The 12,991-nt window shown below is 40.8% G+C and carries 15 protein-coding genes; 7 read left to right on the forward strand and 8 right to left on the reverse strand.

From position 1 onward, the window contains the following. Window positions 1-55 precede the first annotated feature (55 nt). On the forward strand, window positions 56-973 hold the full coding sequence (locus tag PR767_RS11940; protein WP_004906867.1) for a DMT family transporter: 918 nt from the start codon (window positions 56-58) through the stop codon (window positions 971-973). Next, the gene (locus PR767_RS11945) at window positions 970-2,226 is read left to right on the forward strand and encodes a nucleoside permease (protein WP_109912530.1); all 1,257 of its coding nucleotides are present in this window, start codon (window positions 970-972) and stop codon (window positions 2,224-2,226) included. The genes PR767_RS11940 and PR767_RS11945 overlap by 4 nt, the downstream gene beginning before the upstream one ends. Window positions 2,227-2,302: 76 nt before the next feature. Here PR767_RS11945 and PR767_RS11950 read toward each other — a convergent pair whose 3' ends face one another. From PR767_RS11950 to PR767_RS11970, 5 genes are all read right to left on the reverse strand, one after another. Further along, entirely contained in the window at window positions 2,303-2,926 is a 624-nt protein-coding gene (locus PR767_RS11950) for a GntR family transcriptional regulator (protein WP_198642151.1), read from the reverse strand. A 162-nt stretch (window positions 2,927-3,088) separates the two neighbouring features. Next, complete coding sequence (locus PR767_RS11955) at window positions 3,089-3,880, reverse strand: carbon-nitrogen hydrolase family protein (protein ID WP_115168214.1); 792 nt, start codon at window positions 3,878-3,880, stop codon at window positions 3,089-3,091. Between the two features lie 9 nt (window positions 3,881-3,889). Further along, on the reverse strand, window positions 3,890-4,537 hold the full coding sequence (locus PR767_RS11960; protein ID WP_004906874.1) for an RraA family protein: 648 nt from the start codon (window positions 4,535-4,537) through the stop codon (window positions 3,890-3,892). 44 nt (window positions 4,538-4,581) lie between these two features. Beyond that, window positions 4,582-5,892 (reverse strand): MFS transporter, encoded by a 1,311-nt coding sequence (locus PR767_RS11965; RefSeq protein ID WP_109912527.1) that lies wholly within the window; start codon window positions 5,890-5,892, stop codon window positions 4,582-4,584. A 454-nt stretch (window positions 5,893-6,346) separates the two neighbouring features. Then, the gene (locus tag PR767_RS11970; RefSeq protein ID WP_004906895.1) at window positions 6,347-7,210 is read right to left on the reverse strand and encodes a YicC/YloC family endoribonuclease; all 864 of its coding nucleotides are present in this window, start codon (window positions 7,208-7,210) and stop codon (window positions 6,347-6,349) included. A gap of 123 nt (window positions 7,211-7,333) precedes the next feature. Between PR767_RS11970 and rph the strand changes: the two genes are divergently transcribed. Then, on the forward strand, window positions 7,334-8,047 hold the full coding sequence (rph, locus tag PR767_RS11975; protein WP_004265108.1) for a ribonuclease PH: 714 nt from the start codon (window positions 7,334-7,336) through the stop codon (window positions 8,045-8,047). 112 nt (window positions 8,048-8,159) lie between these two features. Continuing rightward, window positions 8,160-8,804, forward strand: coding sequence for an orotate phosphoribosyltransferase (pyrE, locus tag PR767_RS11980; RefSeq protein WP_004906896.1), 645 nt, complete (start codon window positions 8,160-8,162; stop codon window positions 8,802-8,804). A gap of 49 nt (window positions 8,805-8,853) precedes the next feature. Here the strand turns inward: pyrE and slmA are convergent, their stop codons facing one another. The 3 genes from slmA to coaBC form a co-directional block, all read right to left on the reverse strand. Beyond that, window positions 8,854-9,453 (reverse strand): nucleoid occlusion factor SlmA, encoded by a 600-nt coding sequence (slmA, locus tag PR767_RS11985; protein ID WP_004906897.1) that lies wholly within the window; start codon window positions 9,451-9,453, stop codon window positions 8,854-8,856. Between the two features lie 216 nt (window positions 9,454-9,669). After that, window positions 9,670-10,125 (reverse strand): dUTP diphosphatase, encoded by a 456-nt coding sequence (gene dut / locus PR767_RS11990; protein WP_117162977.1) that lies wholly within the window; start codon window positions 10,123-10,125, stop codon window positions 9,670-9,672. Further along, complete coding sequence (coaBC, locus tag PR767_RS11995) at window positions 10,112-11,323, reverse strand: bifunctional phosphopantothenoylcysteine decarboxylase/phosphopantothenate--cysteine ligase CoaBC (RefSeq protein ID WP_272520384.1); 1,212 nt, start codon at window positions 11,321-11,323, stop codon at window positions 10,112-10,114. Before coaBC ends, dut begins: the two co-directional genes overlap by 14 nt. 180 nt (window positions 11,324-11,503) lie before the next feature. Here coaBC and radC point away from each other — a divergent pair, with 180 nt between their 5' ends. The 3 genes from radC (at window position 11,504) to rpmG (ending at window position 12,862) form a co-directional block, all read left to right on the forward strand. Beyond that, window positions 11,504-12,172: a RadC family protein gene (gene radC, locus PR767_RS12000; protein ID WP_004906900.1), complete on the forward strand. Its 669-nt coding sequence runs from the start codon at window positions 11,504-11,506 to the stop codon at window positions 12,170-12,172. A gap of 274 nt (window positions 12,173-12,446) precedes the next feature. Then, the gene (gene rpmB / locus PR767_RS12005) at window positions 12,447-12,683 is read left to right on the forward strand and encodes a 50S ribosomal protein L28 (RefSeq protein WP_004265123.1); all 237 of its coding nucleotides are present in this window, start codon (window positions 12,447-12,449) and stop codon (window positions 12,681-12,683) included. 11 nt (window positions 12,684-12,694) lie between these two features. Next, window positions 12,695-12,862, forward strand: a complete 168-nt coding sequence (rpmG, locus tag PR767_RS12010; RefSeq protein ID WP_004265124.1) for a 50S ribosomal protein L33 — start codon at window positions 12,695-12,697, stop codon at window positions 12,860-12,862. Window positions 12,863-12,991 lie beyond the last annotated feature (129 nt).

The following is a 12,991-nucleotide window of genomic DNA, read 5'->3' on the forward strand; positions in this document are numbered from 1 at the left end:
TTTTTCTCAAACTAATATAAAGATGTCCATGACACTAAATAAGGTGAATATTGAAATGAAATTTAAAGGTCTAATTTTAGTTTCTTTAGGCGCTTGTAGTTATGGCATCCTTTCAACACTCGTCGTGTTGGCCTACCGCGCAGGGTATTCCTTGAATGATGTCATCGGTAGCCAAACGGTATTAGGTGCGATTTTACTGTGGTTTTTTGTTGTCGCAGGCGTATTAGTTAAAAAAGCACGTCTAGTATGGCCAACACGTCGGCAAGGCCTACTAATGTTACTCACTGGGACGACAACCGGGTTAACCGGGCTTTTGTATTATGCATCATTGCAATATTTATCCCCTGCACTTGGTGTCGTACTCTTTTTGCAATTTACATGGATGGGGGTTGCAATTAACGCATTTATTGACCGCAAAATTCCTCCCGTAATGACCATGGTGTCAGTTGTGGTGATATTAATTGGAACAGTATTAGCGACAGGTTTGTTAAACAGTTCAGGGATCGTGTTTCACTGGCTTGGTGTGCTATTAGGATTATGTGCAGCATTATCGAACGCTATTCGTGTTTACGTCAGTGGAGCATTAGCGGTTAAAACAGATCCTATGATGCGTTCTGCAATTATGGTAACAGGGGGCGCAATTTTGACATCAATTGTTGTTCCGCCAACATTCTTATTGAGCGCTTCAACGTTTCAATCTCTATTTTTCTCATACGGATTACCTCTGGCTTTCTTTGGTTCTTTCTTCGGTATGTGGATGTTTGCCAAAGGTACTCCACTGATCGGTACCAGTTTAGCGACCATTGTTAGCTCAATGCAGTTACCTGTCACGATTTTATTATCCGTAACGGTATTGCATTTACCTCTTGAATTCATTCAGTTTGTTGGTGTTGCTGTCATCCTTATGGGTGTTACCATTGCTGAATTGAAAATAAAAACAAATAAATATAACTCCAAACGGAGCCTTGTATGAATATTAAATCCCGCTTGAAAATCATGCTTTTCCTGCAATATTTTGTTTGGGGAAGTTGGTTAGTTACACTCGGCTCGTACATGATGAAAACATTGAGTTTTTCAGGTGCAGAAGTCGGTATGGTGTATAGCTCAAAGGGTATTGCTGCTATTTTAATGCCCGGGCTTATCGGAATCATTGCAGATAAATACATTCCAGCAAATCGTTTATATATGATTTGCCATTTGATTGGGGCTGCTGCATTGTTTTATGCCGCAACAGTCACAAGTTCAACTATCATGTTCTGGGTGATGTTAATTAATGCAATGGCCTTTATGCCAACAATTGCACTCTCAAATAGCATCAGTTATTCATCATTAAGCCAATATCAGCTCGATTCAGTGAGTAACTTTCCACCTATTCGTGTGTTTGGTACGGTAGGCTTTATTGTTGCAATGTGGAGCATTAGCTTATTGAAATTTGAGCTAAGTAGTATGCAGCTTTATATTGCAGGTGGTTGTTCATTGCTTTTAGCGCTTTATTCACTAACTTTGCCAAAAATTGAAGTCAATAAAAAAGCGATTTCAAGTAGCTGGATCAGTAAGCTAGGTTTAGATGCTTTGGTGTTATTTAAAAAGCCTATTATGGCGGTATTTTTCTTATTCGCTATGTTACTTGGCGCTGTTTTACAAATCACGAATACATTTGGTAACCCATTCTTGCACGACTTCGGGCTGAACCCGTTATACCAAGATAGTTTGGTGGTACAGTATCCATCGATATTATTATCGATCTCTCAGATGGCTGAAGTGTGTTTTATCTTAGCAATTCCATTTTTCTTGAAACGCTATGGCATTAAAACAGTCATGTTATTAAGTATGTTCGCTTGGACACTACGCTTTGGTTTCTTTGCGTTTGGCGACCCATCAGCCATTGGTTTGATGTTCTTGATCATGTCGATGATTGTTTATGGCTGCGCATTTGATTTCTTTAATATTTCAGGCTCTATATTTATTGAAAGAGAAGTAGATACGCGTATGCGTGCGAGTGCCCAAGGCTTATTTATGACAATGGTTAACGGTGTTGGGGCCTATTTTGGTGCGATACTAAGTGGATTGGTTGTCGACTATTACACCGTGGATGGTATTAAAGATTGGCAAATGATTTGGTTAGTTTTTGCTTCTTATACTGTTGTATTGGCAATAATATTCCAATTTACGTTCCATTATCACCATGATAAAGACGCAGCACTGAAAGAAGCCAAATCTAGCTAAGATAAATCGTTATAAATAACATTCAATTTAAGAGAAAACCATAAATTTGGTTTTCTCTTTTTTGTTAGTTTTAACATTAAACATAATTACGTTTACCGCGTAAAATATGCTCAGTCAGCGTTTCTTCCGCAAGGGTAAATTCTTTTGCTTTGAGTTGCTCAACCAATTGCTGATGTTGGCGTGTAGATTCATAATAATATTCATTGCGATAAATAGGGTCGGGCTGAAAATATACTCGCTGGCGAATATTGTCCGCTAAATCTAAGAAAACTGAGTTATCCAATAATTCTAAGAAGAAACGGTGGAATCGTTCATCTTCTTTTATCCAACCTTGATAGTCATTTTCCTTCAATAGTTCATTTTGCTGCTCAATAATGGTCTCTAAAATAGAAAAATGCTCATTAGTTAAATATTCACGCACTAATTTAATTGCATGTGACTCAATTGCTAAGCGTAAATCATAATTATCTCGAGTCTCTTTTAACGATAGTTTCTGAATAAAAACACCTTTTCGAGGGATAATTTTGACTAAGCCTTCATTTTGCAATTGATATAAGGCTTCGCGAATTGGGGTGCGACTCATACCGAGTTCCTCAACTAAGCTATTTTCAGAGGTATAACTTTCCTCTCCAAATTGCTTACTGAGAATTTTATGCTTAATTGCGGTATAGGCTTGTTGGCTTAGTGGTTTATCTTTCATCAGGATCTTGTGTTAATAATAGAAATTTTAGTGAGTATAGAAAGGAATAGGCTGGTATACAAGTAATGCACTAGTTTTATATTATTTAGGGCGCTGTTAAATTTTGGTGGGTAATTGAACTTAACTTGTTGAATAAACCAGCATCCTTGCCAGTTTTTTAGACTAATACAGCTCAGGGCGCCGGTTTTGCATGCAAGGTAATTTTTCTCGTGTTTCTGCGGTATGCTGCGTTGATATTTCAGCAAAAAATAGTGTTTCATCGTAGCCAGCAGAGGCAATGGTTACGCCAAGCGCATCACAAACAAGGCTGCGGCCAATAAAAATATTACCAGTTTGGTCACATGCGCAGACAGGAATTGTGTTCTCCAAAGCGCGTGCTTTAACTAATGTTTGGTAATGCTCCTCTTTAAGTGGCCCACTTACCCATGCTGTGGGAACGAGTATAAGGTCTGCGCCAGCTAAGGTTAGTTTTCGAGCAACTTCTGGGAAACGCAACTCATAACAGACTAAAACGCCAATTTTGCCAAATTCAGTTTCCACAGGTTTTAACGCATTATTACTTTGAATAATGTTGAGGGATTCCTGATATGAAAAGGCATCGTACAGGTGGGTTTTTTGGTAATGATAGATAAGCTCACCTTGGCGGTTCAACATAACTGTCGTGTTGAATGCTCTTTTCGGCTCATTCGGGGCACTTTCATAAATTCCACAAGTCACATAAATACCGCATTGTTTAGCGGTTTTTGCCAACTCGGAGACAAAAGGGCCATCAACAGGCTCTGCGACATCGGCATAGCTAATACCGCTATCTGCAGGAACAAATGCCATGAACATTTCCGGCAATAGGACGAGGTCGGCACCGCCTTGAGCAGCTTTTTGTATAGCGTCACAGGCTTTTTTTAAATTTAGAGCTTTATCTGGGCTACTGGCAAGCTGAGCAATTGCAATTTTCATGGAGTCTCCTTATTCAAAAAATTTAGCTGCACCTGAAATCGCCGCTAATGTTTCACCAGCATCAATACGCTTTTTAACATCAATTTCAGCATGTTGAGCATTAAGGGCTCGTTGACGATATTCTTGCAGAGTAACTTCATCGGCGACTAAAATGCCATCACCATCTGCGATGATTAAATTACCGGGATGAATCGTTACGCCATCTATACTAATTGGCACATTAATTGCGCCTTCAATACCTAAGATTCGCGTCGTCAACGGGCTCACTTTACGTGCATAAATAGGAACACCAATCTCACGTAATGCTTTGATATCAGTGACACAACCATCAATAACTGCGCCGGCAATTTTCTTTGCCCGTGCCATGTAAGAAACCATTTCGCCCCAACAAGCACGATCATAATCCCCAGACATATCGATACAGACAACATCGCCTTCTTGTACGATGTCGAAAACCTTATGTACAGCAGATGAATCCATATGCGGAATACGTACAGTTACAGCATTACCAATAAATTGGCACTGTTCAATTTGTGGGCGTAATGTTTTTAGAAAACCGAAGTCAGTCATGTGTCCAATAGTTGACGGGCAAACATCACGGCAACTTTCGATAACTTCTGGGCTAAAACAGGCAACTCGAGGATTTAATGTAAACATAGGGACACCTTTATTTATTGAATATAATGTGTTTTGGGTAAAAATTAGTCAGGATTAACGGCAGCAGCTAAAGGTTTATCAGGCTGAATGAAAAACCAGCAAACAATCGCTAAACTGATAGGTATCACATTGAAAAGTAAAGCGACGGTCCAGCCAAAATGCTGTGCAAGCCAGCCACATAAAATAGGGGAAATAACACCACCGAGATTACCCCACAAGTTCATCCATCCACTGACCGAGCCAGCATATTGGCGGCCTTTATCTGCTGCGATTGCCCAAGAGGTCACAACTGGTAATCCTAGAGAGCCGAGCGCAAGGGTTAGCCATGCAACACTAGCGATGGCACTTTCAGTTTGAGCTGCGCCGCAAATCCCCACGATAAATAGAATAAAACCGGCAATCGCGATATAGCCCCTAGCGACTAACTGCGAGTACCCTTTGTTGAGTAACCAATCAGAAATTGAGCCTGCAGTGAGTACTGCGATACAAATTGCTAACCAAGGAAAACTGGCGGCTACGCCCATTTGGGTTAATGAAAAGCCTCGAGCTTCTTGTAAGTAGGTGGGTAACCAAATCATGAATAAGGTGGTCATATAGGCAACAAAAAAATATTGGAAGCCAACAGCCCAGAAAGGACGTTCTTTCATAAATTTGCGCCAAGGGGCTTTAACATCAGTACCGCCTTGCTCACTAATTGTTCGGCCTTCATGGATGAATGCGATTTCACTTTGAGAAATTTTAGGGTGTTGCTCAGGCTTATTTCTGGCAAAAAAATACCAAACCATGCCGATAAGAATGCCAATCACACCAAATATATAGAAAACGGCATGCCACCCGAATGAAATCATAATAAATACGGTAAGAGTGGGGGCAATCACAGGCCCAAAATAGGAACCGGCAAGTAAGAAGCTAGCGGCTCGTGCCTTTTCATTTTGGCGAAACCACCATGTATTAAAAACGGCATTTGCAGGGTAGAGCGGCGCTTCCCCAACGCCGAATAGGAAGCGTACGATACATAGCCAAATATAGGTAGGAGCCACGACAGTTAAGATGGTAAATGCAGACCAAATATATAGGCTGATGGTTGCGATTAGTCTGCTACCAAACCGCTCTGCAAGTATCCCGCTTGGGATTTGGGCTAGTGCATAGCCAAGAGAAAATAACGCACCCAAAAAGCCAAATTGAACTTTGCTCATTCCTAAATCGGTCATCATATGTTCGGCCACAATGGAAATATTGGCGCGATCCATATACGCAATCAAACCGATAATAAAAAATATTGCTGCTAATCCCCAACGTAAACGCCCTGGTGAGTCTTTCGTTGCTGGTGTTACAACAGAATCATTATGTGACATAGAGTTACCTTTTTATTGGTTTGTCGAGGTAATCAACCTTATTGTATTTATATTGAATTCAACTTGTATACAAGACGGATGTTAATAAGCAGTTATTGAGGTGTCAAAGATCTGTTTTGTTATCTGTGACTGAACTCAAAACATTTGATTGATTTATGAGCGAGATCTTATTTTTAGGAAAATAGATAGGTAATAAATTTTATTATGAAAAATCAAGTTGTTATGATTTCATGGGGAACGATTTAATCGACGTTACTAATTATTTGAGAAAGAATAATTAATACTGCTTCGGTATAAATTTTTTAATATCGTCGAAGGGTTGTTGTGGAATATAGCTTCAAAAATCGTGACAACTAGCACCTATTTCGAGTAAATATTGAGAATATCTCCAAAAAAAGCCAAACGATAATTAAGGTCGATTAGCTTTTTATGGATTAAAATCGTCAAGGAGTGATTATTCAATATTCTGAATTTGTTCTCTCATTTGCTCGATTAATACTTTGAGTTCAACTGCAGAGGTTGTAACTTCGCTATTAATTGATTTTGACGCTAACGTATTAGCTTCGCGGTTGAATTCTTGCATCATAAAGTCAAGGCGGCGACCAGTTGCCTCTTTTTTCTTCAAGATATTACGCGTTTCTTTAACGTGAGCTTCTAGTCTATCCAGTTCTTCTGCAACATCAACACGTTGAGCCAATAGAATAAGTTCTTGTTCCAGACGGTTGTTATCCACTTGAATATCAGCTTCTTCTAACTTATTTTGTAAGCGTTCACGTTGCCACTGTAAAATTTCTGGCATATGTTGACGTACTTTTGCGACTTCAACTAAGACGCCATCAAGGCGTTGTTCGATGAGTGCATGCAATGAAGCACCTTCAGCTTCACGGCTTTGAATGAAAGCATCAATAGCTTCATCTAAGCCTGCCAGTAGCTGTTCGCTGATGACATCTAAATCTTGTTCACCTGCTGACATCACACCCGGCCAACGCAAAATTTCTAATGGGTTTATTTCACCTTCATGGCTGTAATTTTTAACCCAATTCGCAGCACTGATTAATTGGCGTGCTAATTGTTCATTTAGGATTAATTCACCACGATTTGCGCCATCTAACTCAAAGCGTAGGCTACATTCTACCTTTCCACGTGTTAGGCGAGAACGCAGACGTTCGCGAATAACGGGCTCAAGGCTTCTGAATTGCTCAGGTAAGCGAATATACGTTTCTAAATAACGTTGGTTCACGGAACGCAGCTCCCAGGCCGCATTCCCCCATTCACCCTTGATATCCCGACGGGCAAAAGCGGTCATACTACGGATCATAATTCGTTCCCATTATCGTAAAGATTTAGGCGATTATAACGCTATGCAGGATGACAGGATAGGCATTATCGCTTGAACAACGTATAATGCGTCCCAATTTGAGTTGATAATGGAGATAACACCATGCGCCCAGCAGATAGACAAGCAGACCAAATGCGCCCGATTACCATCACGCGCAACTATACTAAGCATGCAGAAGGCTCTGTTCTTATTGAGTTTGGCGACACGAAGGTGTTATGTAATGCAACTGTTGAAGAAGGGGTTCCTCGCTTTTTAAAAGGGCAGGGGCAAGGTTGGGTTACAGCGGAGTATGGCATGTTACCGCGCGCAACAAACTCACGTAATCAACGTGAAGCTGCACGAGGAAAACAAACCGGTCGTACGATGGAAATCCAACGTTTAATTGCACGTTCTTTACGTGCTGCGGTTGACCTTAAAAAATTAGGTGAATACACCATTACTTTAGACTGTGATGTTATTCAAGCGGATGGTGGTACACGGACAGCAGCGATTTCTGGTGCTTGTGTGGCGCTTGTTGATGCACTGAATAACATGGTTGAGCAAGGTAAAATTGCAAAAAGCCCACTAAAATCAATGGTTGCTGCCGTTTCGGTTGGAATTGTAAACCAAGAAGCTCTATGTGATCTTGAGTATGTTGAAGATTCTGCAGCTGAAACCGATATGAATGTTGTCATGATGGATGATGGCCGAATGATTGAAGTACAGGGCACCGCAGAAGGAGAACCGTTTAGTCATGAAGAGTTATTAGCCCTATTGGCGTTAGCTAAAACAGGTTTAAATACCATTTTTGAAGCTCAGCGAGAAGCGCTGAAGTAAGTTAATCATTAATTAGGCGGCTGAAAAGTCGCCTTTTTTATGCCTGCTGGTTCATCAACTAGTGTGCCAGCTTTGAAAATAGATAAATAATCATCAACGAGGAGAATGACCAATGAAAGCCTATCAGCGCGATTTTATTGAACTTGCCATGAAAAAACAGGTACTTAAATTTGGTGAGTTTACGCTGAAATCAGGTCGTAAAAGCCCTTACTTTTTCAATGCGGGGTTATTTAATACAGGGCGTGATCTGGCACTTGTCGGTCGTTTTTATGCACAAGCATTACAAGATAGCGCAATTGAGTGTGATGTCATTTTTGGTCCAGCGTATAAAGGGATCCCCATTGCAACGACGACAGCGGTAGCACTTTCTGAGCACCATGACATCGATATGCCATACTGCTTCAACCGCAAAGAAGCTAAAGACCATGGGGAAGGCGGCGTGTTAGTCGGAAGTCCTTTACAAGGGCGTGTTGTGGTAGTTGATGATGTGATTACCGCAGGGACGGCAATTCGTGAATCAATGGAAATTATTAAACAACAACAAGCTACGTTGAATGGTGTTCTGTTATGCCTTGATCGCCAAGAAAAAGGCAAAGGTGAAATTTCAGCAGTACAAGAGGTTGAGCGTGATTATGGTTGTAAAGTTTACTCAATTATTACCATGAGCGATTTAATCACCTATCTTGCTGAAAAGGAAGGTATGCAGGAACATTTAGCGGCTATGAAGGCTTATCGCGAACAATACGGAATTGAATAAAAAAAGCCCTCGCCCAATGATGGGCGGGGTGAGTAGTATAAATAATCGGTTATTGTAACTGAGCTAGAATTAAAGGCCAGCGCGATTCAAACTCGACGGTTGGCCGATAACGAAACTCAGAACGCACAAAACGAGAGAGCATCCCTTCACAAAAGGCTAGTAACTGAGAAGCAAGTAATGACTCATCATGAATAAACCCATGGCCATCACGTATTTTTTTCTCTTTTAAGACCTGCCGTAATTGTGATTCTATACGTTCAAATAATTGGTTAATACGATCTTGCAGCCTATCTTGCTCAAACATCAGAGCATGGCCAGTCATTATACGCGTAAGCCCAGGATTTTTCTCGGAAAACCCAAGTATTAGGGCAAGTATTAGTTTAATTCTAATTATCGTATCTTTTTCATCAGTTAAAATCAGATTAATGCGTGAAACTAATGAGTCTTCAATAAACCCAATAAGGCTATCGAACATTTTCATTTTACTCGGAAAATGACGATATAGCGCAGCTTCTGATACACCAACCGTAGCAGCAAGTTTTGCTGTTGTAATACGTTGGCTGCCATCACTACTTTCTAACATTAACGCAAGAGCCTGTAAAATCTCATCACGTCTGTTACGTTTTTGTGTTATCGCTTTTTCTGCCATGTCTAATAAGACCCCTGCTAAAACAGCAAAACAAACTATCCAAAATTTTGCTCTTAGTAAAGAGAGTTTCGAAGCAAAATGGATTTAAAAAATGTTTAAAATATAAGTAATGTTGAGCAAGCTTCCTGAAAGAAATATGCGGCTGATTGTTTTTATTCATAAAGATAGAACCTAATTTAGGTTCTATCTAGCATATTAGTTATCAGGATGTTCTATTTATTGACGGCCAGAATGACCGAAACCGCCAGTTCCACGCTCGGTTGTGTCAAAATCATCAACAATATTAAATTCCGCCTGAACAACCGGGACAAACACCATTTGTGCCATACGTTCACCAGGTTCAATGGTAAAAGCTTTGTCACTGCGGTTCCAGACAGACACCATGAGCTGGCCTTGATAATCAGAATCAATGAGGCCAACGAGGTTGCCCAGTACAACGCCATGTTTATGACCTAAACCGGACCGAGGCAAGATGACTGCAGCAAGACTTTCATCTGCAATGTGAATGGCTAAACCTGTTGGAATAAGTTCTGTTTGACCTGGTGCCAAATCGATTGGTGCATCAAGGCATGCACGTAGGTCTAAACCAGCAGAACCTGTGGTGGCATAGGCTGGTAGAGGAAATTCATTACCGATACGGCTATCGAGGATTTTTAGGTCAATTTTTTTCATAACGTTGAAGTATCTCGTCAAGTAAATAGTGGCTTAATTCGTTTTTATTACAGTGAGGCAAACGGGTATCACCGTTTGCATCAAAAAGATGTAACGCGTTGTTATCGCTATTAAACCCGTTGTCTGCTAGTGAGACGTCATTGGCACAAATGAGGTCGAGTTGCTTTTGTTGTCGTTTTTGGCGTGCATATTCTTCCACATTTTGGGTTTCAGCTGCAAATCCAACAACATATGGCCTATTGTGTTTTAGGTTTCCGACACTAGCCACGATATCTGGATTTTTGATAAGTGTAATCGAAACTTCATCACCTTGTTTTTTTATTTTATTTTCAGCAATGTTTTTTGCGCGATAATCTGCAACTGCAGCGCAACCAATAAAAATATTTTGTTCAGCAATGGTTTGATGCACTTGTTCATACATCTCTAAGCCACTCATGACATCAATTCGGTTAACGCCTTCTGGTGTTTCAATATTTACAGGGCCCGCAATTAAAGTGACATCTGCACCACGTTGACTGGCTGCTTTAGCAATGGCAAAACCCATTTTCCCCGAACTATGGTTACTAATAAAGCGAACTGGGTCTAGCGCTTCCCGTGTTGGGCCCGCAGTGATCATTAATTTGATGCCTTGTAAGTCGAGTTTAGGGGTAAAAAACTCATTGGCTAGACGAACAATTTCTAGTGGGTCAATCATGCGACCAGGGCCAATATCACCACAGGCTTGGCTACCTGCATCTGGCCCCCAAATCATACATTGACGTTGTTGCAATTTGATTAAATTTTCTTGGGTTGCTTTTGCTCGGTACATTTGTTGGTTCATTGCTGGCACAAGTGCAATCGGTGCTGCGGAAGCAAGGCAAACTGTTGTGAGTAAGTCATTTGCCATTCCTGCACTGAGGCGAGCAATTAAATCCGCAGTAGCCGGTGCTAGAATAATGAGATCTGCCCATTTAGCCAGTTCAATATGGCCCATAGCAGCCTCAGCAGCAGGGTCTAGCAGGTCATCAGAAACGGGATGCCCTGAAACGGCTTGCAAGGTTAAAGGTGTAATAAAGGCTTTAGCACCTTGAGTCATCACAATGCGTACTATCGCACCTTTATCACGCAAACGGCGGGTGAGTTCAGGGATTTTGTACGCAGCAATGCCCCCACTAATACCAATAACTATCTGCTTACCTAATAGTGACAGTTGATTCATTATTTTTATCCAATTCGGTCAACATGGGAGGCATATTACCACAGAGAAGCGCGAGGTGGCGCGCTCGATTTTTCATCACAATACTATTTTTGCGAAGCGCTACGCAAACCCTTATGAGAGTGATTGTGAATGTTTTTTAGACTAGATAAAAAGGAAGCAAGGGATTTAGGGACAAAAAATATGATGAGTGAACATCTAGACCTACCACCAAGGGAAAAGCTACTCGCATACGGGGCAGCTGCGTTATCTGATGCTGAACTACTCGCTATTTTTCTACGTACAGGGAGCCAAGGCGAACCCGTTTTACAGCTTGCGAAGCGTTTAATACAGGAGTTTGGTTCAGTATATTTGCTTCTACAAGCAGACTACGAAAAACTCAAGCAATGTAAAGGAATGGGGAGTTGTAAATTTACCCAATTACAGGCTGTGAGTGAATTAGCTCGCCGTTTTTTCTCTGAACAATTTTTACATGAAGATGTGATGACTGGGCCTGAACAGTTGAAAGCAAAGTTGTTGGATTTGTTCGCAGGGCAAGAGCGTGAAGTTTTTGTCGTGATATTTTTAAATAATAAAAATCAAATTATTTGTCATGAAGAGTTGTTTAAAGGTACTTTAAACAAAGTTGAAGTTCACCCCAGAGAAATCATTCGCTTTGCCATAAAAATGAATGCAAACGGGATTATACTCGCCCATAACCATCCATCAGGTAACCCGGAACCAAGCGTAGCAGACAGGCAAGTGACAGAGCGTATCCAACGTGCTTGTACTATTATGGGGATTAAATTGCTTGACCATTTTGTCGTTGGGCATAAGCAATGTGTGTCATTTGTGGAGCGAGGATGGTTATAAAATTATTTTTTTGCCTAAAAAATGACAACTTTCTTTGTGTTGGGCTTGAGTGAAAACGATGGAAAGCGTATACTACGCCACCTTTAAGGATCTTGGGTTTGGCGAGAAGGGCCTATCTCAGTAAATTTTTACGTTTTAGTAAAGTAAATCTTTATTTAGGTATCAACGGTTTTTTCAGTCAATGAAAGTTTGCTGAGATGGGCTCCTAAGCCTGACGAGGCGGCCATACCCAGAACAAAAAAGCTCGAGCTGATTAGATTTTTGGAGAATAGACATGTCACGAGTCTGCCAAGTTACTGGCAAGCGTCCAATGAGCGGTAACAACCGTTCACACGCATTAAACGCGACCAAACGTCGTTTTTTGCCAAACCTGCACTCTCACCGTTTCTGGGTTGAGTCTGAGAAACGTTTCGTAACACTGCGTGTATCTGCTAAAGGTATGCGTGTTATCGATAAAAAGGGTATTGATGCTGTTCTTGCTGAACTGCGTACCCGTGGTGAGAAGTACTAAGGAGCTAAAAAATGGCTAAAGGTATTCGCGAGAAAATCAAGCTAGTCTCTTCTGAAGGTACAGGTCATTTCTATACCACTACGAAGAACAAGCGCACAATGCCAGAAAAACTGGAACTGAAAAAATTCGATCCAGTTGTTCGTAAGCATGTGATCTACAAAGAAGCAAAAATCAAATAATTTTGCTTTCTGCGTTAAAAACTCAGCTTCGGCTGAGTTTTTTTTTACCTAAAATTTGGGTTGTCGCGGATATGTGCATTCGAAGCTATGACCATTATTATGAAAGTAGTAACATAGTGAGTATTCATT

Source organism: Providencia sp. PROV223 (genome assembly GCF_028479245.1).
In the GTDB taxonomy this organism is placed as follows: Bacteria; Pseudomonadota; Gammaproteobacteria; order Enterobacterales; family Enterobacteriaceae; genus Providencia; species Providencia rettgeri.

Excerpts from the sequence above, each read along its gene's own strand:
- pyrE (WP_004906896.1), top strand. The coding sequence starts at position 8,160 with ATGAAAGCCTATCAGCGCGATTTTATTGAACTTGCCATGAAAAAACAG.
- PR767_RS11960 (WP_004906874.1), bottom strand. The coding sequence starts at position 4,537 with ATGTTTACATTAAATCCTCGAGTTGCCTGTTTTAGCCCAGAAGTTATC.
- PR767_RS11940 (WP_004906867.1), top strand. The coding sequence starts at position 56 with ATGAAATTTAAAGGTCTAATTTTAGTTTCTTTAGGCGCTTGTAGTTAT.
- rpmG (WP_004265124.1), top strand. The coding sequence starts at position 12,695 with ATGGCTAAAGGTATTCGCGAGAAAATCAAGCTAGTCTCTTCTGAAGGT.
- PR767_RS11955 (WP_115168214.1), bottom strand. The coding sequence starts at position 3,880 with ATGAAAATTGCAATTGCTCAGCTTGCCAGTAGCCCAGATAAAGCTCTA.
- coaBC (WP_272520384.1), bottom strand. The coding sequence starts at position 11,323 with ATGAATCAACTGTCACTATTAGGTAAGCAGATAGTTATTGGTATTAGT.
- slmA (WP_004906897.1), bottom strand. The coding sequence starts at position 9,453 with ATGGCAGAAAAAGCGATAACACAAAAACGTAACAGACGTGATGAGATT.
- rph (WP_004265108.1), top strand. The coding sequence starts at position 7,334 with ATGCGCCCAGCAGATAGACAAGCAGACCAAATGCGCCCGATTACCATC.
- dut (WP_117162977.1), bottom strand. The coding sequence starts at position 10,125 with ATGAAAAAAATTGACCTAAAAATCCTCGATAGCCGTATCGGTAATGAA.
- PR767_RS11965 (WP_109912527.1), bottom strand. The coding sequence starts at position 5,892 with ATGTCACATAATGATTCTGTTGTAACACCAGCAACGAAAGACTCACCA.
- PR767_RS11945 (WP_109912530.1), top strand. The coding sequence starts at position 970 with ATGAATATTAAATCCCGCTTGAAAATCATGCTTTTCCTGCAATATTTT.
- rpmB (WP_004265123.1), top strand. The coding sequence starts at position 12,447 with ATGTCACGAGTCTGCCAAGTTACTGGCAAGCGTCCAATGAGCGGTAAC.
- radC (WP_004906900.1), top strand. The coding sequence starts at position 11,504 with ATGATGAGTGAACATCTAGACCTACCACCAAGGGAAAAGCTACTCGCA.
- PR767_RS11950 (WP_198642151.1), bottom strand. The coding sequence starts at position 2,926 with ATGAAAGATAAACCACTAAGCCAACAAGCCTATACCGCAATTAAGCAT.
- PR767_RS11970 (WP_004906895.1), bottom strand. The coding sequence starts at position 7,210 with ATGATCCGTAGTATGACCGCTTTTGCCCGTCGGGATATCAAGGGTGAA.